Annotated in this window: 21 protein-coding genes; 10 read left to right on the top strand and 11 right to left on the bottom strand. The window is 73.0% G+C overall.

Annotation, left to right across the window (positions count from 1 at the left end):
• Positions 1 to 13: 13 nt before the first annotated feature.
• From AB0883_RS06885 to AB0883_RS06865, 5 genes are all read left to right on the top strand, one after another.
• Positions 14 to 637, top strand: coding sequence for a helix-turn-helix transcriptional regulator (locus AB0883_RS06885; RefSeq protein WP_366639999.1), 624 nt, complete (start codon positions 14 to 16; stop codon positions 635 to 637).
• Positions 634 to 1,479: a hypothetical protein gene (locus tag AB0883_RS06880; RefSeq protein WP_366639997.1), complete on the top strand. Its 846-nt coding sequence runs from the start codon at positions 634 to 636 to the stop codon at positions 1,477 to 1,479. The genes AB0883_RS06885 and AB0883_RS06880 overlap by 4 nt, the downstream gene beginning before the upstream one ends.
• Positions 1,480 to 1,549: 70 nt before the next feature.
• Positions 1,550 to 1,864, top strand: coding sequence for a DUF2516 family protein (locus AB0883_RS06875; protein ID WP_121400023.1), 315 nt, complete (start codon positions 1,550 to 1,552; stop codon positions 1,862 to 1,864).
• On the top strand, positions 1,861 to 2,748 hold the full coding sequence (locus AB0883_RS06870; RefSeq protein WP_366639995.1) for an alpha/beta hydrolase: 888 nt from the start codon (positions 1,861 to 1,863) through the stop codon (positions 2,746 to 2,748). Before AB0883_RS06875 ends, AB0883_RS06870 begins: the two co-directional genes overlap by 4 nt.
• An 11-nt stretch (positions 2,749 to 2,759) precedes the next feature.
• Positions 2,760 to 3,497 carry an alanyl-tRNA editing protein gene (locus AB0883_RS06865; RefSeq protein ID WP_366639993.1) on the top strand — a complete coding sequence of 246 codons (738 nt, stop codon included), beginning with the start codon at positions 2,760 to 2,762 and terminating at the stop codon, positions 3,495 to 3,497.
• Positions 3,498 to 3,545: 48 nt separating this feature from the next.
• Here the strand turns inward: AB0883_RS06865 and AB0883_RS06860 are convergent, their stop codons facing one another.
• On the bottom strand, positions 3,546 to 4,448 hold the full coding sequence (locus AB0883_RS06860; RefSeq protein WP_366639991.1) for a GNAT family N-acetyltransferase: 903 nt from the start codon (positions 4,446 to 4,448) through the stop codon (positions 3,546 to 3,548).
• A gap of 158 nt (positions 4,449 to 4,606) precedes the next feature.
• On the bottom strand, positions 4,607 to 5,230 hold the full coding sequence (locus AB0883_RS06855) for an ABATE domain-containing protein (RefSeq protein WP_366639989.1): 624 nt from the start codon (positions 5,228 to 5,230) through the stop codon (positions 4,607 to 4,609).
• Between the two features lie 65 nt (positions 5,231 to 5,295).
• On the opposite strand from AB0883_RS06855, the gene AB0883_RS06850 reads away from it, so the two are divergent.
• A complete protein-coding gene (locus AB0883_RS06850; protein ID WP_366639988.1) occupies positions 5,296 to 5,745 on the top strand; it encodes a VOC family protein in 450 nt (149 codons plus the stop codon).
• Between the two features lie 40 nt (positions 5,746 to 5,785).
• Here the strand turns inward: AB0883_RS06850 and AB0883_RS06845 are convergent, their stop codons facing one another.
• Positions 5,786 to 6,481: a nucleotidyltransferase domain-containing protein gene (locus AB0883_RS06845; RefSeq protein WP_366640325.1), complete on the bottom strand. Its 696-nt coding sequence runs from the start codon at positions 6,479 to 6,481 to the stop codon at positions 5,786 to 5,788.
• Between the two features lie 76 nt (positions 6,482 to 6,557).
• On the opposite strand from AB0883_RS06845, the gene AB0883_RS06840 reads away from it, so the two are divergent.
• Positions 6,558 to 7,472, top strand: a complete 915-nt coding sequence (locus AB0883_RS06840; protein ID WP_366639987.1) for an SDR family oxidoreductase — start codon at positions 6,558 to 6,560, stop codon at positions 7,470 to 7,472.
• Here the strand turns inward: AB0883_RS06840 and AB0883_RS06835 are convergent.
• The gene (locus AB0883_RS06835; RefSeq protein ID WP_366640323.1) at positions 7,463 to 8,458 is read right to left on the bottom strand and encodes a YafY family protein; all 996 of its coding nucleotides are present in this window, start codon (positions 8,456 to 8,458) and stop codon (positions 7,463 to 7,465) included. The genes AB0883_RS06840 and AB0883_RS06835 overlap by 10 nt on opposite strands.
• A 145-nt stretch (positions 8,459 to 8,603) precedes the next feature.
• Between AB0883_RS06835 and AB0883_RS06830 the strand changes: the two genes are divergently transcribed.
• The 3 genes from AB0883_RS06830 to AB0883_RS06820 are packed head-to-tail and all read left to right on the top strand — an operon-like array spanning position 8,604 to position 10,820.
• On the top strand, positions 8,604 to 9,140 hold the full coding sequence (locus tag AB0883_RS06830) for a VOC family protein (RefSeq protein WP_366639986.1): 537 nt from the start codon (positions 8,604 to 8,606) through the stop codon (positions 9,138 to 9,140).
• A complete protein-coding gene (locus tag AB0883_RS06825; RefSeq protein WP_366639985.1) occupies positions 9,133 to 9,936 on the top strand; it encodes a MerR family transcriptional regulator in 804 nt (267 codons plus the stop codon). Before AB0883_RS06830 ends, AB0883_RS06825 begins: the two co-directional genes overlap by 8 nt.
• 50 nt (positions 9,937 to 9,986) lie before the next feature.
• Positions 9,987 to 10,820 (top strand): EI24 domain-containing protein, encoded by an 834-nt coding sequence (locus AB0883_RS06820; RefSeq protein WP_366639983.1) that lies wholly within the window; start codon positions 9,987 to 9,989, stop codon positions 10,818 to 10,820.
• A 36-nt stretch (positions 10,821 to 10,856) separates the two neighbouring features.
• Here AB0883_RS06820 and AB0883_RS06815 read toward each other — a convergent pair whose 3' ends face one another.
• From AB0883_RS06815 to AB0883_RS06785, 7 genes are all read right to left on the bottom strand, one after another.
• Complete coding sequence (locus tag AB0883_RS06815; protein WP_366639981.1) at positions 10,857 to 11,753, bottom strand: GNAT family N-acetyltransferase; 897 nt, start codon at positions 11,751 to 11,753, stop codon at positions 10,857 to 10,859.
• Position 11,754: 1 nt separating this feature from the next.
• Positions 11,755 to 12,168 (bottom strand): RidA family protein, encoded by a 414-nt coding sequence (locus AB0883_RS06810; protein ID WP_366639980.1) that lies wholly within the window; start codon positions 12,166 to 12,168, stop codon positions 11,755 to 11,757.
• A 55-nt stretch (positions 12,169 to 12,223) separates the two neighbouring features.
• Complete coding sequence (locus tag AB0883_RS06805; protein ID WP_366639978.1) at positions 12,224 to 13,228, bottom strand: LacI family DNA-binding transcriptional regulator; 1,005 nt, start codon at positions 13,226 to 13,228, stop codon at positions 12,224 to 12,226.
• A 17-nt stretch (positions 13,229 to 13,245) separates the two neighbouring features.
• A complete protein-coding gene (locus tag AB0883_RS06800) occupies positions 13,246 to 14,616 on the bottom strand; it encodes a GH1 family beta-glucosidase (protein WP_366639976.1) in 1,371 nt (456 codons plus the stop codon).
• Entirely contained in the window at positions 14,613 to 15,446 is an 834-nt protein-coding gene (locus tag AB0883_RS06795; protein WP_366639974.1) for a carbohydrate ABC transporter permease, read from the bottom strand. The genes AB0883_RS06800 and AB0883_RS06795 overlap by 4 nt, the downstream gene beginning before the upstream one ends.
• Positions 15,443 to 16,453 carry a sugar ABC transporter permease gene (locus AB0883_RS06790; RefSeq protein ID WP_366639972.1) on the bottom strand — a complete coding sequence of 337 codons (1,011 nt, stop codon included), beginning with the start codon at positions 16,451 to 16,453 and terminating at the stop codon, positions 15,443 to 15,445. Before AB0883_RS06790 ends, AB0883_RS06795 begins: the two co-directional genes overlap by 4 nt.
• A 76-nt stretch (positions 16,454 to 16,529) precedes the next feature.
• Positions 16,530 to 17,831, bottom strand: coding sequence for an extracellular solute-binding protein (locus AB0883_RS06785; RefSeq protein ID WP_366639970.1), 1,302 nt, complete (start codon positions 17,829 to 17,831; stop codon positions 16,530 to 16,532).
• Between the last annotated feature and the right edge of the window lie 29 nt (positions 17,832 to 17,860).

Here is a 17,860-nt window from a genome sequence, read left to right as displayed (position 1 = left end):
TTAGCGTCGGGTCATGGCCACTGGTAAGGACCTTCCCGACGTCGGTGGGTTCATTCGCGACCTGCGCCGCAACGCGAAGATCTCGCTCCGACAGCTCGCCGAGCAGGCGGGGGTCAGCAACCCGTACCTCAGTCAGATCGAGCGCGGACTGCGCAAGCCGAGCGCGGAGGTGCTCCAGCAGCTCGCCAGCGCGCTGCGGGTCTCCACCCCGGCGATGTACCTGCGGGCCGGGCTGCTCGACGACAAGGAGGGCCAGGGTGTGCTGGCGGCCATCTCCGTCGATCCCGACCTGACGATGGCGCAGAAGCAGTCGCTCACCCAGATCTACGAGACGTTCCGCCGGGAGAACGCGCGGCTCGCCGAGGCGACGGCGGCGGCCACCGGCACGACGCCCCCCGCCGGGCCCGACGCGACTTCCGGCGCGGGCACGCCGGATCCCGTCGAGGCGGCGCCCGACCTGGCCAACCTCGCCGCCACGGGCCCCACCACACCGGAGGGCACCCCGACCGAGGCCGTTCTGGAGTCGGTCGCCGTCACCGAGACCGGCCCCGCCCCCGCTCCGACCGACACCCCCGAGAAGAAGGCCGCCCGCGACGCGGCCCGAAAGGCCGCCGACGCGGCCGAAGAGGAGAAGTGATGACCCAGCCGAAGACCAGCCGCATCCCGGCCCCGATCTACGCCGCCGCGGGCGCGGGCGAGCTCGCCCTCCAGCAGCTGCGCAAGCTCCCCGCCGTGGTGACCGACCTCGGCACCAGGGTCGTCGCCGACCTGGGCGGCAAGGCCGTCGTCACCGGCGTCGAGCTGCGCCAGAAGGCCAACGACACGCTGCGCACGGCGAACCTGACCGCCGGCAGCCTGCGGGAGAAGGCCGTCCCGACCGAGCTGGACCTGAAGCGCCTCCGCGAGGCCGCCGATCTGAACAAGCTGCGCGAGGTCGCCGACCTGAACAAGCTGCGCGAGGTCGCCGACCTGAACAAGCTGCGCGAGGTCGCGGACCTGAACAAGCTGCGCGAGGTCGCGGACCTGGACCGGCTCCGGGCGGTGGCGACCCGCAACGCCGCCGTGGTGGTCGCCGGCGCCCAGGCCGCCCAGGAGCGGGCGCAGGCCGCGTACGTCGCGCTGGTCGCCCGGGGCGAGCGGGTCGTCGGGGCCGGCGTGCTGGAGGCCGCCGAGACCGTGAACGCCGACATCGAGGCGACCGAGGCCGACACCGAGCCGGCCGGGGCCGCCGCGAAGCCGGCCACCGCGCGGTCCGTCACCGCCGACGTGCCGACCCAGGCCGTCACCGCCGACGTGCCGTCCCCGACCGTCACCGAAGAGGTGCCGACCCCGGCCGACGTGGCCGAGGTGCTGGAGGCCAAGCCGGCCGCCGCGAAGAAGGCGACGACCCGGGCCACCAAGGCCGCCGCGAAGCCGGCCGCCACCCCGTCGGCGAAGCTGCCCCGGGCCACCAAGCGGACCCGCCCGGCCGCCGAGTAGTTCGGTCCGCCGGTGACCCCGGATGCGTCCTGTCGGACGTATCCGGGGTCACCGGCATAAGCTTGCCGGCATGGCCTACGCCGCGCCGCTTTTCGCCTTCGATGTTCGCTACGTGGTCGAGCTGATCCTGCTCGTCTTCGCGTTGATCGTGCAGGGCATCGCCCTGGTGCACGCCATCACCCAGCGTTCCGACGCCTTCTCCGCCATCGGCACCCTGCCCAAGGGCGGCTGGATCGGCATTCTCGCCGTCTGCCTGGTGCTGACCCTGCTCGGCTTCGGCCCGATCAGTCTCTTCGGGCTCATCGGCATCGCCGCCGGCCTGATCTACCTGCTCGACGTCCGGGTGGGGCTGCGCGACCTGAGCGACGGCAAAGGGTTCTGGTGAGGGGTTTCCGCTGGCCGCCGCCGCCGGACGGCGGGCCCCGCACCTGGGGGCCCGGCCCGGGCGCCCCGCGTACCGGCCGGCCGGCACTGCCGGAGCCGGACACCGAGCTGGTCGCCACGCCGCACGGCGTACGCCTGGAACAGCTCGTCACCGGCACGGGTGACCCGGTCACGGTGTTCGCCCACGGGCTGGGCAACGGCATCGCCACCACCCGGCCGTTCGGCAGCGGCGTGACGGGCCGCAAGCTGTTCTTCCAGTTCCGCGGGCACGGCCGCTCCGACGCGCCACCCGGCCCGTGGAGCTACCTGGACCTCGCCCGCGACCTGCGCGCGGTCGCCGACCTCGGCGGCGCCACCCGGGCCTTCGGCGCCAGCCTCGGCGCGGGCGCGCTCTGCCGGCTGCTCGCCGAGAGCCCCGAACGCTTCGAACGACTCGTCGTCTTCCTGCCCGCGGCGCTCGACCGGCCGCGCGGCGAGGTCGCCCGGGCCCGGCTGACCGCGCTGTTCGAGGCCGTGGAGAGCGGCGACGCCTCCGCCGTGGCCGACGTCGTCCAGGCCGAGCTGCCGTCCGCCGTACGCAACACCCCGGCCGGCTGGGCCTACCTGCGCCAGCGCCTCGACCAGCTCCTGCGCGACGGGCTCGCCCCCGGGTTGGCGAGCCTGCCCGAGCAGGCGCCCCTGGACGACGCCGGCTCGCTGGCCGCGGTCGCCGCGCCGGCCCTGGTGATCGGTTGCGCCGGCGACGACCTGCACCCGGTCGAGGTCGCCGAGCAGCTCGCGGCCGCGCTGCCCCGGGCCACCCTGCACGTGTACGACCGGCCCGGCGTCCTCTGGACGGAACGCGCCGACCTGCGAAGCCGGATATCCGCCTTCCTGAACGAGTAACGTGCCCTGACATGGGCGTCACACACCACGGTCGTACGCACCGGCTGGACCTCGCCGATCCGACACTGCGGGAGTGGGAGTGCACGGTGCTGCACGCCGATCCCGAGCAGGGCATCGTGCTGGACCGGTCGGCGTTCTACCCGGGCGGCGGCGGACAGCCGCCGGACCACGGCGTACTGCTCTGGCAGGGGGTGCAGACCCGGATCGTCGGCACCCGCAAGGGCGACGACCTCTGGCTGATCCCGGCCGAGGGCGACCCGCTGCCGCCGGCGGGAACGGCGGTCACCGGCGCGGTCGAGGACGACCGGCGCACCCGGCTGATGCGGACCCACTCCGGGCTGCACGTGCTCTGCGGGGTGGTGTTCCGCGACTTCGGCGCGCTCGTCACGGGCGGCAACATGGAGCCGGGCGAGGCCAGGATGGACTTCAACCTGCCCGAGGTGCCGTCGGACTTCAAGAGCCGCATCGAGGAGCTGGTCAACGCCGAGGTGGCCGCCGACCGGGCGGTGGCCGTGCGGGTGCTGCCCCGGGCGGAGGCGCTCGCCCTGCCCGACATCATCCGTACCCAGTCGAACCTGATCCCGCCGGAGGAGCAGGAGGTGCGGATCGTCGACATCGTCGGGCTGGACGTCCAGGCCGACGGCGGCACGCACGTCGCCTCCACCGCGCAGATCGGCAAGGTGCAGGTGGTCAAGGTGGAGAGCAAGGGGCGGGCCAACCGTCGGGTCCGCGTACGGCTGGCCGACTGAACCCGGTGGCTCCCGGCGCCGGTCGTCGACGCGCCGGGAGCCGGGCCGTCACACGAGATCGATGCGTTCCCGCTCGATCGGGTAGCCCGCCCGGGCGAAGGCGGCGGCCATCGGATGGTTCGTCTGGTCGGTGGCCGCCACGATCTCGGCCACTCCCGTCTCGACGAGCAGGTGAGTGGCCTCGACCAGCAGGTCGTACGCGTAGCCGTGCCCGCGCTGCCCGGGCACCACGCCGACGAAGCCGACGACCGGATCGCTGTGGTTGCGGGCCGGCACGGTGACGCCGACCAGTTCACCGGCCGGCGTCCAGGCCAGCCGCCACCAGTCGCGCGGGCTCGGCAGCCAGCGCAACGGGTCGAGCTCCTCCCGTGCCGCCGCCTCCGGCCCGTGCTCGGCGGTGGCGCGGCGGGTGTGGGCGTCGAGACTCCCCTCGCCGATGCGGCGCAGCACGTCGAGGATCACGGCGTCGTCGGGTTCCGGGCGGAACTCCAACCGGCCGGGCCGGGCGGGCAGCCCGTGCTCCCGCGTCCACCGGTACCGGTACCGCGCGACCAGCGGGGACATGCCGGCGGCGGTCGCCACGTCGATGCGGGCCTGCGCCTGCGCCCGGACGGCCGGGTCGTCCCGCCAGCCGGTTGGCAGCGAGAGGGAGTACTCGGCCCGCAGCGGCGCGGCGCGCAGCAGCTGGACCGCGGCCTCGTGGTCGGTGAAGTCGAGCCAGTCGAGGGCCAGCGGAGACTCGTCGTCCGGCCCACCCCACCAGGCGGCGCGGGCCACCACGGTGCCGGCGCGCAGGGCGACCCAGCTCCACTCGGGACGGTACTGGCCGTCGGCGGCCATGTCGGAGTAGTTGTCGCCGAAGGCGGCGCGCCCCACCAGGCTGGTGTGGGGCAGGGAGTCGAACAGTGCTTCCTCGCCCGCAGCGAGCGGGCGGATGACCAGGTCGGTCATGAGGTCCTTCCGGGTTTCGTGCCCCCGGCTCAGAACCGTGGTGCCCTCGTGGCCGGGCGGGAGCACAGCGATGTCGTGGACACGGCGCTCACCTCCCTTTTCCTCGACGAGGGCGTGCCGGAACCCTAACAGGGGACCGTGGCCGCCGGGCAACGGGTTTACTCGGCGCGGCGGGCGCGCAGCGAGCGGACCTTGTGCCGGTTGCCGCAGCGCTCCATCGCGCACCAGCGTCGCCGGCCGGGGCGCGAGGTGTCCACGAAGACGAGGTAGCAGTCGTGCGTGGCGCACTCGCGGATGCGGTCGCGGTACGGGCCGGTGAACAGGTCCACCGCGTCCCGGGCGATGCTGGCCAGCGGCTGTCCGCCGGTGGCCGGCAGCGCCCAGGCGCGCGCCCCGTCCGGGGCGAGTTGCGGCGCCAGCGGCACGCCGGCCGCCGCCCGGTTGAGGGTGTCGAGGTCGTCGGGGGTCGCGTCGAAGGTGGCCGGGTCGCCGGCCGGCGGCCGGGCCCCGGTGCGTACGCAGACCAGCCGCCACAGCGCGTCCCGTAGCCGGCGGGCGGCCACCAGTTCGTCGGCGGCCACCTCGACCCGGGCCGGGTCGAGGCGCAGCCGGGACAGCGCCAGCCAGTCGGCGAGGTCGCGGGGCCGGTGCAGCACCTCGTAGCGGGCCAGTGCGCCCGGTCCGCCGGTGGTGAGGAGTTCCAGGCAGAGCGCACCGGGGTCGAAGAGGTAGCGGGTCCCTTCGGGGCTGATCAGCGTGAGGCCGCTTGCGCCGTCGGTCATGTAACCACTATAACTGGTTACATCGGTGATCGTGAGGACGGTCGCCGGAGACCGAGGAGGACGCCATGGCCGTGGAGTGGAAGCTCGTCGTCGACTGCGCCGACCCGAACGCGCAGGCCCGGTTCTGGGCGGCGGCCCTCGGCTACGAGATCGAGGACAACAGCGGGCTGATCGAGCGCCTGCTCGGCGGCGGCGCGATCGGGCCGGAGGCGTACCTCGACATCGACGGGCGCAAGGCGTGGCGGCAGTTGGCCGCCGTCCGGCACCCCGACGACCCGGTCGACCCGGCCAGCGGCACCGGGCTGGGCCGGCGGCTGCTGTTCCACCAGGTGCCCGAGCGCAAGCAGGTCAAGAACCGGCTCCACGTCGACCTGCACGTCGGCCCGGCCGAGCGGGAGGCGACGGTGCGGCGGCTGGAGGGGCTCGGCGCCACCGTGCTGCGCGAGGTGGCCGACTTCGGCAGCGTGCACACCACCATGGCCGACCCGGAGGGCAACGAGTTCGACGTGCAGTGAGCCACCCCGCACGGCCCCGCCAGGATCGGCCCGGGGGAGGTCAGGGCGTGGAGGGGGCCGGTGGCAGGTGGGCGGCGCGCACGTCGAGCAGCCAGCGCTCCACGGTCGCCTCGTCCGGGCGGTCCGGCAGCGGGGTGCGGACGCGGTCGAAGTCCCGCTCCGCCTCGGCGATCAGCGTCCGGGCCTCGTCCAACGCGCCGCCGGCCACCCGCTCGCCGAAGCCGCGGAACCACTGCGGGTCGGCGAGCCGGATCTCCAGCACGCCGGTGGCGTAGAGCAGCCGGCCCTGGTGCACCAGCCGGGCCAGGTGCCGGGCGTGCTTGGCGGTGCGCCGCCGGGTGTCGGCGGAGAACGTCCCGTCGCCCCGGGACTCCAGCTTGCGGAACTGCTGGCCGGCGTAGCCCAGGTAGGCGTCGCGGACGCGGGGCGCGCTGAGGAACGCCGAGCGGATGGCGATCAACCGGTCGCCGAACTCCGTACGGGTCTCGTAGCAGTCCTCCGGCAACCAGGCCAGCTCGGTGGCGGTCGGGTTGCCGCTCATCGCCAGGCGGCACCACTTCGCCGCCTCGTGCAGGGTGACGTCGGGGTCGGTGGTCACCACCGACTCGCGGGGCGGGCGCAGGCCGTGGAACGCGACGGTGGGCGCGGCGAAGACGCCGATCCGGTCGACGTCGGAGCCCGGCCCGGCCAGCCCGTACGCGACCGAGCCGACGATCCCGGAGAGCAGCAGGTGCATGCCGGCGAGCATGACGGACGACACGGCTTCGCGAAACCGGACTTCGGCTGTCAGGTATCGCTGACAGGCTCGCCGCATGACGAAACCGCTGACAGGAAAGATCGCGCTCGTCGCCGGGGCGACCCGGGGCGCCGGCCGGCAGATCGCGGTCCAACTCGGCGCCGCCGGCGCCACGGTCTACGCCACCGGCCGCAGCAGCCGGGCCGGCCGCTCCGAGATGGACCGCCCGGAGACCATCGAGGAGACCGCCGAACTGGTCACCGCCGCCGGCGGCACCGGCATCGCGGTCCGGGTCGACCACCTCGTACCCGAGCAGGTCCGCGACCTGGTCGCCCGGATCGACGCCGAGCAGGGCCGGCTCGACGTGCTGGTCAACGACATCTGGGGCGGCGACCCCCTGACCACCTGGGAGAAGCCGGTCTGGGAGCAGCCGCTGGAGGCCGGTTTCCGCAGCCTGCGCCTGGCGATCGACACGCACATCGTCACCGCCCACTTCGCCCTGCCGCTGATGATCCGCCGTCCCGGCGGCCTGGTGGTGGAGGTCGGCGACGGCACGCGTGAGCACAACGAGACCAACTACCGCCTCTCGGTCTTCTACGACCTGGCCAAGGTCTCCGTGAACCGGCTCGCCTTCAGCTGGGCGCACGAGCTGAAGCCGCACGGCTGCACCGCCGTCGCGCTCACCCCGGGCTGGCTGCGGTCCGAGGCGATGCTGGAGCACTACGGCGTCACCGAGGAGAACTGGCGCGACGGCGCCGCCGAGGAACCGCACTTCGTCATGTCGGAGACGCCGGCCTTCGTCGGGCGCGCGGTGGCCGCCCTGGCCGCCGACCCGGACCGGGCCCGCTGGAACGGCGAGTCGCTCGACAGCGGAGGGCTGGCCCAGGTGTACGGCTTCACCGACCTGGACGGCACCCGGCCGCACTGGGCGCGCTACAACACGGAGGTGGTGGAGCCCGGCCTGCCGGCCGACGACACCGGCTACCGCTGACCCGGATCGGGGTCCGCGCCGGCGTAGCGGCGGGCGGTCCGCTCGGCCGCCTCGGCCAGCCGCGCCCGCAGCTCCGGCGGATCGAGCACCTCCACCTCCGGGCCCAGCCCGAGCAGTTGGTGGTACGCGACGTCGACGGACTCGACGGGCAGCCGGGTCACCACCCAGCCCTGCCCGTCGGGGCCGCCGGCGGCGGCGACGGCCTCGTCGTACGCGAAGGGGGCGTCCGCCACGTGCCGGAGCTGGCGCAGGCCGGCCGGGCTGAGCCGGACGGTGGCCCGCTCCCGCAGCACGCCCCGGTGGAACGCCTCGGCCTGTTCCCGCCAGTACCCGGCCAGGTCGAAGTCCTCGTCCCGGTCGAAGGTCTCCGGGTCCACCCGCACGCCGGTGACCCGGTCCACCCGGTAGGTGCGCACGTCGTCGCCGACGCGGCCCACCAGATACCAGACGCCGTTCTTCAGCACCAGCCCGTACGGCCGCACGGTGCGCGTCACCTCGCGGTCACCGCGCCGGTAGCGCAGCTCGACCACCCGGTCCCGCCAGACCGCGCCGGCCAGCTCGGTCAGCCACGGCGGCGGCCCCGCCTCCCGGAACCAGCCCGGCACGTCCAGGTGGAACCGCTGCCCGGTGCGGGCCGGGGCGTCGCGGAGCGTGGGCGGCAGCGCGGCCAGCACCTTCAGCTCGGCCGAGGCGACGGCGTCGGCGAGCCCCATGTCACCGGCCGGTCCGGGCAGCCCGGCCAGGAAGAGCGCCTCCGCCTCGTCCCGGGTCAGCCCGGTCAACCGGGTCCGGTAGCCGCCGAGCAGCCGGTAGCCGCCGGTGCGGCCCCGGTCGGCGTAGACCGGCACCCCGGCGGCGGAGAGCGCCAGCACGTCCCGGTAGACGGTCCGCTCGGAGACCTCCAGCTCCCGCGCCAGCTCCGCCGCGGTCATCGTCTCGCGCGCCTGGAGCAGCAGAACCAACGAGATCAACCGGGCCGCCCGCACGCGTCCATCCTGCCGTGCCCGCTCGGCCGCCCCCAGCCGGTGGTCCGCCTTCTCCGGCGGCGCCCGGTCACGCCCACGGCTGCGCGGCGGGATCGTCACGGATCCGGCTTGACCCTCACGGTGCGTGAGGCCGGAGGGTAAGCGCATGAGTGACTACTACGACGCTTTCGAGATGAGTCCCGTGCCCACCCCCGGCCCGGACGCGGTCGCGCCGGAGCCGTTCCGGGGCATCTACGGAATGCCCGCGTTCGTGACGATCCCCACGACCGACCTGGCGGCATCGGTGGACTTCTGGACCCGTGGTCTCGGGTTCTTCGAGCTGTTCAGCATCCCCGGCACGCTCGTGCACCTGCGCCGGTGGGCGTTCCAGGACGTGCTCCTCCGCTCGGCGGAGAGCGTGCCGGCGCAGGCACCGGCGATGAGCTTCAGTTTCTCGGGCGTGCTCAACCAGATCGACTCCCTCGTCGAGGCCTGTCGTGCGTTGCGCCCGGACTCGGTCGACGGCCCACGGGACACCCCCTGGAACACCCGCGACGTGGAGGTGATCACCCCCGAGAACGCACGGATCATCTTCACCGCGGCGAAGCCCTTCGACCCGGCCAGCCAGGAGGCGCGGAACCTTGAGGCCATCGGGATCACCCCACCGGGCGCCGGTCGCGGCGACAATGGGGAGCATGCCTGACGCCACCGACGCGGACGGCCTGACCGTCGGCCAGGTCTCGACGCGGCTGGGCGTGACGGTCCGCGCGCTGCACCACTGGGACGACATCGGTCTGGCGCGACCGTCGCTGCGCACGACCGGCGGATACCGGCTCTACACCGCCGGCGATCTGGAACGCCTGCACCGCGTCGTCGTCTACCGGGAACTCGGCCTCGGCCTGGACGGGATCCGGGCCATCCTGGACGACTCGGCGGCGGACGTGCCCGGCGCACTGCGCGCGCAGCGCGCCCAGATCGCCCAACGGATCGACCGCCTCCAGCAGCTCGGCGTCGGCGTGGACCGGATGATCGCCGCCCACGAACGCGGCCTGCTGCTCACCGTCGAGCAGCAGGCCGCGATCTTCGGCCCCGGGTGGGACCCGGACTCGCCCGCCCGGGCCCGTCAGCGCTACGGGGACACGACGCAGTGGCAGCAGTACGCCGAACGCTCCGCCTCTCGCAGCCCGGAGGAGTGGCAGGCCGTCGCCGACGCGGTTGCCGACCTCGACCGTGCCCTCGCGGACGCGATGGACGCCGGTGTCACCCCGGGCAGCCCACGAGCCAACCAACTCGTCGAGCGGCACCGTGCGGTGTTCACCTCGTACTTTCCCCTCACCAGGCAGATGCAGGTCTGTCTCGGCCGCAGGTACGAGGCCGACCCGGGATTCGCCGCCCACTACGACGGCATCCGCGCCGGCCTTGCCACCTGGTTCCGGCAGAGCATCGACGCCAACGCACGCGCCCACGACATCGACCCCGACACCGCCACCTGGCAGTAGCGCGCGGGTCCGGAACCTGCACTGGTGGGACACAACTAGGCTCTGCGGTCGTGAACGCACCCCGCATCGCCGCGCCCGTGACCGGCGCCGCCGGCCGGTTCTTCACCGGCGTGGGCCTGCTCCTGCGCGGCCTCGGCCTCTACGTCCGCAGTCCCGGGCTGATGCTGCTCGGCGTCATTCCGGCATTGATCTCGGGCGCGCTCTTCGTGACGGCGTTCGCCACCCTGGCGTACTTCGTCGACGACCTGGCCGCACTGGTCACCCCGTTCGCCGACGACTGGTCGACCACCTCGCGCAGCCTCGTCCGCGTGGTCGCCGGGCTGGCCTTCCTCGGCCTCGGCGGCCTGCTCGCGGTGGTCAGCTTCACGGCCGTCACCCTGGTCATCGGCGACCCGTTCTACGAGAAGATCTCCGAACGGGTCGAGGAGCGCCTCGGCGGCACCCCCAACGCGGTCGACGTGCCGTTCTGGCCGTCGCTGCGGCGCAGCATCGCCGACTCGCTGCGGCTGGTGGGCCTGTCGATCCTCTTCGGCATCCCGCTCTTCGCCGCCGGCTTCATCCCGGTGGTAGGCCAGACCGTGGTGCCGGTGATCGGGGCGGCGGTCGGCGGCTGGCTGCTCGCCGTGGAACTCGTCGGGGCCCCCTTCTACCGGCGTGGGATGCGGCTGCCGGACCGGCGGTCCATCCTCAAGGCGGACCGGCCGACCACGCTCGGCTTCGGGGTGGCGGTCTTCGTCTGCTTCCTGATCCCGCTCGGCGCGGTGATCGTCATGCCGGCCGCCGTCGCCGGGGCGACCCTGCTGGCCCGCCGGTCGCTCGGCCAGCCCATCACGGAGGGGCGACCCGTGCCTCCGCCGGTCGGAACTGGCCACGCCGCCGGCTGACCGGACCCGTCAGGACAGGCCGCCGACCGGGACCCGTCAGGACAGCTCGCGCAGGCAGGACCAGCTCGACCCGACCGGGCGGTAGCCGAGGCGGACGTTGACCGCCAGCATCGGCGCGTTCGCCTCGTCGTTCGAGGTGTAGGCGACGGCTACCCCGCCGGCGGCGGCGCGGTGCAGCGCCGCCGTCTTGACCAGGCGCGCGAGCCCACGCCCCCGGTGCGCCGGCACCGTGCCGGTGTAGTCCGACCACATCCGGTCGCCGTCGCGCTGGACGAGGCTGAAGGACACCACCTCGCCGCCGACCTCCGCTACCGTGCTGGCCGCGCGGTCCAGGCCCGGGCTGTCCCAGATCTCGGAGCGCCAGCTCTCGTAGCTGATCGCGTCGGCGGGCACGTCCTCCGGCTCGTCGGCCGCCGCCGCCACCTCGGCCAGGTAGACCCGACGCGGCTCGACGTCGGTCAGCGCAAGCAGCCGTACGCCCGGCGGCGGCTCCGGCATCGGCGGGGCCGGACGCAGGTCCAGCGCCGAGTAGCGCAGCTCCCGGCTCGGCGTGAAGCCGTGCCGGCGGGCGAACGGCAGCGACTCCGGCAGCGCCCAGGTGCGGATCCGGCGCGCCCCGATGCCGCGCAGGTGCCCGAGCGCGGCGGTCAGCAACGCGGTGCCGGCGCCCCGGCCCCGGTGCTCGGGATGGACGTGCAGGGTGGAGATCTCGCCGACGTCCGGCTCCGAGGTCCGGTCGTTGCGGTACGCCGACACCCAGCCGACCACGGCGTCGTCGACCTCGGCGACGTACGCGGTCCATTCCTCGTCGGGCGGGGGCTGGGCGATCATCTGCCGGGTCGACTCGACGCCGCGCACCAGGTAGGGGTGCACGAGCGCGCGCATCGCCACCACGGCGGGCGCGTCGTCGGGGCGGGCGGTGCGGATCCGCACGTCAGCTCTCCTCGCGTACGGCGGCGACGGCCTCGACCTCGACGAGCTGGTCGGAGTAGCCGAGCACGGCCACCCCGAGCAGGGTGCCGGGCGGCTCGTGGTCGCCGAACGCGTCCCGGACCACCTCCCACACGGCCACCAGGTCGGCCTGGCGGGACGACGCCACGTACACGGTGGTCTTGACGACGTCGGTGAGCCTGGCCCCGGCCGCCGCGAGCGCGGTCTCCAGGTTCGTCATCACCTGCCGGGCCTGGCCGACGGGGTCGCCGGGCGCGACGGTCCGTCCCTCGGCGTCGAGCGGGCAGGCACCGGCGGTGAACACCAGCCGGGCGGGCGGCTCGACCGTGGCCGCGTACGCGTACTCGGCGACGTCGGAGAGAGCGGGCACGCGGATCAGCCGGGACGGTGGGGTCACGGCGGTGACGCTACCGCCGGAGCCCCGCGCGGCTCGACCGGTTATCGCCGGCCGGTCAGGCGGACTCGCGGACGATCAGCTCGGTGGGGAGCACCACGGATTCGATCACCTCGCCGGCGGCCAGCCGCAGCAGCAGCCGGGTCATCTGCCGGCCCAGCTGCACGATCGGCTGGCGGACGGTGGTCAGCGGCGGCTCGGTGTACGCGGCCGTCTCGATGTCGTCGAAGCCGATCACCGCCACGTCGTCGGGCACCCGCCGCCCCGCCTCGCGCAGCGTCCGCAGGGCGGCGTGCGCCATCAGGTCGGAGGCGGCGAAGACGGCGTCCAGGTCGGGGTGCTCGGCGAGGAGCTGCCGCATCGCCGTCGCCCCGGACTCGCGGGTGAAGTCGCCGGTCACCACCAGCTCCGGCAGGCCGGCCTCGGCGACCGTGTTCCGGTAGCCGGCGAGGCGCTCGATGCCGGCCACCATGTCCTGCGGGCCGGCGATGGTGGCGATGCGGCGGCGTCCGCCGTCGAGAAGGTGCCGCACCGCCGTGGCCACCCCGCCGACGTGGTCGACGTCGACGTAGGGCACGTCGGCGCCGTCGAGCGGGCGACCGCTGCACACGACCGGGATGCCCAGCCGGGCGAGCCGGCCGGGCAGCGGGTCCTCGCCGTGCAGCGAGGCGAAGAGCACCCCGTCGACGTGCCGGCCGGTGGTGTAGCGCTCGACCCGGTCGTGCCCGGCGGGCGAGCCGGCCAGCATCAGTACGAGCTGCTTGTCGGCCGCCTCCAGCTCCTGCGCCGCACCCCGGATGATCCCGGGGAAGACCTGGTCGTCGGAGAAGACCCGGGTGGCGGCCTCCGGCAGCACCAGGGCGACCGAGTCGGTCCGCTGGGTGACCAGGCTGCGGGCGGCCAGGTTCGGCACGTACCCCAGCTCGGCCACCGCCCGGCGGACCGCGTCCCGGATGGGCTCGGCGACCGTCGTGGAGCCGTTCACCACCCGGGACACGGTCGCCCGCGAGACGCCCGCCCGCCGGGCCACCGCCTCCAGTGTCGGCCGCTGCGCCGTCGTCATCCCCGTTACCACCCTCGTCACAGCCCGTTCCGGGAGATCACCTCCTGGTACCACCGGGCGCTGGACTTCGGTGTGCGTCGCTGCGTCAGGTAGTCGACGTGGATGATCCCGAACCGTCGACGGTAGCCCTCGGCCCACTCGAAGTTGTCCAGTAACGACCATACGAGATAGCCCCGGAGGTCCACTCCCCGGGAGATCGCCTCGTGCACCGCGCGCAGGTGCCCGTCGAGGTAGGCGATGCGGTCCGCGTCCACCACCTGCCCGGCGCCGTCGGCGTCGGCCTTGTCGGGGAACGCCGCGCCGTTCTCGGTGACCATCAGCGGCACGCCGGGGTAGTCCGTGGCGATGCGTTCCAGCAGCCGGGTCAGCCCGGCCGGTTCGATCATCCACCCCATGTCGGTCAGCGGCCCGGTCGGCGGAAGGAACTCCACCGCGCCGTCGGTGCCCGGGTAGGCGCTGCCGCCCGCGCCGTCCGGCCGGCCGGCGACGTAGGTGGGGGCGTAGTAGTTGATGCCGAGCAGGTCGATCGGGGCGGCGATCAGCTTCTCGTCGCCGTCGCGGACGAACGTCGGCTCGACGATGCGGGCCACGTGTTCCAGCACGTCGTCCGGGTAGGCCGCCCGCAGCAGGGGGTCGAGGAAGATCCGGTTGTGCAGGCCGTCGACCAGGCGCACCGCCGCCGCGTCCGCGGCGCTGTCCGGGTCGGCCGCGCGCACGTCGGCCGGGTTGACCGTGATCCCGACGGTCTGCGCGCCGGCCGCGCGCAGCGCGCGGGCCGCCAGGCCGTGCCCGAGCAGCAGATGGTGTACGGCGGTGAAGGCCGCGCCCGGGTCCTGCTCGCCGGGGGCGTGCACCCCGTTGCCGTAGCCGAGGTAGGCCGAGCACCACGGCTCGTTGAGCGTGGTCCAGGTGCGGATCCGGTCACCGAGCCGGGTGTGCACCGCCGTGGCGTACGTGGCGAAGTGCTCGGCGGTCTCGCGGTTGGTCCAGCCGCCCCGGTCCTGGAGGGCCTGCGGCAGGTCCCAGTGGTAGAGCGTGACGATCGGGTCGATGCCCCGGGCCAGCAGCGCGTCGGTCAGCCGGTCGTAGAAGTCCAGGCCGCGCGGGTTGACCGGGCCGGTGCCGTCCGGCTGGATCCGGGGCCAGGCCACCGAGAAGCGGTACGCCCGCAGCCCCAGCTCCGCCATCAGCGCCACGTCGTCGGCGTACCGGTGGTAGTGGTCGCAGGCCACGTCACCGGTGTGGCCGTGGTGGACCTTGCCCGGCGTACGGCTGAAGGTGTCCCAGATCGACGGGCCGCGACCGTCGTCGGTGGCCGCGCCCTCGATCTGGTACGCGGCGGTGGCCGCACCCCAGACGAAGTCGTCGGGGAATCGCAGAGTGCTCACGCCTTGACCGCACCTTCCATGATGCCGCCGATGATCTGGCGGCCGAACAGGACGAAGACCAGCAACAGCGGGAGGGTCGCGATGGCCGTTCCCGTGAACACCTGGGACATGTCCGTGTAGTACCCGTCGGACAGGGTGCGCAGGGCCAGTTGCACGGTGGGGTTCTCCGGGTCGTTGAGGACAGCGTACGGCCAGAGGAAGTCGTTCCAGGTCGTCATGAACGTGAGCAGCCCCAGCACGGCGGCGGCCGGGCGCAGCGCCGGCAGCACGACGTTCCAGTAGATCCGCGCGGTGTTGCAGCCGTCCACCCGGGCCGCCTCGATCAGCTCGTTGCTGACCGCCTGGCCCGCGTACTGCCGCATCATGAACACCCCGAAGCCGGTGACCAGGGCCGGCACGATCACCGCCGGCAGCCGGTCGTTCCAGTTCAGCTTCGTCATCAGCAGGTAGAGCGGGATGACGCCGAGCTGGGTGGGCACCATCATCGTCGCGATGATCACCATGAGCAGCGCGTTGCGCCCCCGGAACCGCAGCTTGGCGAAGGCGAACCCGGCCAGCGTGGAGAAGAAGACCACCGAGACGGTGACCGTGGTCGCCACGATCGCCGAGTTGACCAGGCCGGCGACGAAGTACGCGTCGGTGTTGTCGAGCAGCCGGGACACGTTCGCGCCGAAGTTGCCGCCGGGGGTGACCGGGGGTGGCAGCTGACCCATCGCGTCGTTGGAGCGGCTCGCCACCACGAACATCCAGTAGATCGGGAAGATCGACAGGACCCCGGCGGCGATCAGCGCGGCGTAGGTGAGCCGGCTGGCGGCCCAGAGGCGGTTCATCGCGCTCCCTCCTTCGACTTCGCGTCCTCCTTCGGGGCCTTCGTGCCGCCGAGCCGGCGCAGGAGCAGCACGTTGATCGCCGCGACGACCGCGATCAGCGCGAAGAGCAGCCACGCGACCGCCGAGCCGTACCCGAAGTTGTAGTGGGGCGCGAAGGCGTTCTCGAACATGTACATGGTCACGGTCTGCGACTCCCGTAGCGTCCCGCCCCGGATCGGGTTGGTGCCGGAGTGGAACAGCCGGGGCTCGGTGAAGAGCTGGAGCCCGCCGATGGTGGAGATGATGACGGTGAAGATGATCGTCGGCTTGAGCAGCGGCACGGTGATCGACCAGAACTGGCGGGCCCGGCCGGCCCCGTCGATGGCGGCCGACTCGTAGAGGTCGCGCGGGATGGCCTGCATCGCGGCCAGGAAGATCAGCGCGTTGTAGCCGGTCCACCGCCAGTCGACCATCGTGGAGATGGCCACCCAGGACGCGAACCGGTTGGACTTCCACTCGATCGCGTCGACCCCGACCAGGTCGAGCAGCCAGTTGACCATGCCGAACTCGCGGCCGAAGAGCACACCGAAGACGATCGCGACCGCCGCCGTCGACGTGATGTTCGGGATCAGCACCGCCATCCGGAACGTCGTCCGGGCCCGCAGCTGCCGGTTGAGCAGGTTGGCCAGCCAGAGGGCGGCCAGCAGCTGCGGGACGGTGGAGATGACGAAGATGCCGAGGGTGTTGACCACGGCGTGCCAGAAGTCGGCGTCCTCCAGCAGCCGGCTGTAGTTCTCCAGCCCGACGAACGGGTGGTTGCTGCCGAGCAGGTCCCAGTCGTGCAGGGAGACCCAGAAGGTGTAGATCAGCGGGTACGCCCCGAACACCCCGAAGAGCACGAAGAACGGGGCGATGAACAGGTAGGGCGAGTACTTCGTGTCGAGGCGGCTGAACCGCATCGTCGGTGGACGCCGACCGGTGCGGGGCGCCGGTGCGACCGGCGGGCGCGGGTCGAGCTGGACGGTCATGCCCGGACCACTCCTTTCCCGGGTGCGGGCGGGACCGGCGCCCCCGGCGCCCTCCCGCCCGCATCCCCGGCTCGGGCTACTTGGCGGCGGCCTTCTTCGCGTTGTTGACCGCGTCCGTCCAGCCCTGGTCGGGCTTGCGCTGACCCAGCTCCACCGTCCGGACGGCGTTCTCGACCTCGGTGCGGACGGCCTGGTTCTTCGGACCCATGTAGACGGGCTTCAGCGTCTTGGCGCCCTCGCCGAAGATCTGCCCGACGGGGGCGTCGGAGAAGTACGCGTTCTTGGCGTCGACGATCGCGGGGTCGGCAAGCGCCTGCGGCGAGGAGGGCAGCGGGCCCTTGGCCTTGAACGCCCCGATCTGGCCCTTGGCGCTGGTCAGGAACTTCGCCAGCTCGATCGCCTCGGCGCGGTGCTTGCTCTGGGTCGGCACGGCGAGCCAGGACCCGCCCCAGTTGCCGCCGTTGCCGGGCACCCGGGCGATGTCCCACATGCCCTTGGCGTCGGCGCCGGCGTTGCCCTCGATGACGCCCGTCATCCATGCCGGGCAGGCGATGGTGGCGAACTTGGCCTGCTTGAAGGCCGACACCCACTCCTCGGACCAGGAGCCGTACTTGCCGGAGAGGCCGGAGTCGATGATGTCCATCGTGGTGTCCCAGGCCTGCCGGACCGCCGGGTTGCTGTCCACCACGAGGTTTCCGCTGGTGTCGTAGTAGTGGTAGCCCTGCGCGTTGCCGGCCGTCTGGAGCACGATCGTGTTGAAGATGTTGGTCGCGGCGTCCAGGAACGCGGCGCCGGTGTTCTTCGCCTTGAACTGCTCACCGACCTTGATGTACTCCTCCCAGGTCGGCCAGAGCTTCGACACCGCCTCGCGGTCGGTGGGCAGGCCGGCCTTGGCGAACAGGTCCTTGCGGTAGCACATGGCCATGCCGCCGACGTCGGTGCCCAGGCCGATCAGCTTGCCGTCCTGGGTCATCCCGCCCTTCCACTTCCACTCCAGGAAGTTGCCCTGGAGTTCGGCCCCGCCGTGGTCGAGCAGGTTGACGAAGTTGTCGGGGTTGGCCTTGTACTCGACCATCAACCCCTCTTCGATGGCGACGACGTCGCCCGCGCCCTTGCCGGCGGCGAGCCACTGGGTCAGCTTCGGCGAGTAGTCGTCGAGGTTGGTGCCCGTGCCACGCTCGACGATCTTCACGTTGGGGTGGCTGGCCATGTATTCCTTGTAGAGCTCTTCGTAGCCGAACTGGCTGAACACGTCCACGGTCAACGTGATCTTGCCGTCCTCGGCGGGTTCGTCGCCGGCGCAGCCGGCGGTGGCGAACAGCGCGGTGGCGGCGACGAGGGCCACCGCCGCCAGGCGGCGGCGCGGAAAGACACCCATATCGGTCGGACCCCTCTCAGGTCGTCTGA

Source organism: Micromonospora sp. NPDC047812, assembly GCF_040704175.1.
Lineage (GTDB): Bacteria > Actinomycetota > Actinomycetes > Mycobacteriales > Micromonosporaceae > Micromonospora.
The sequence above is the reverse complement of the archived record's forward strand: the minus strand, read 5'-3'. Positions and strand labels throughout refer to the sequence as shown.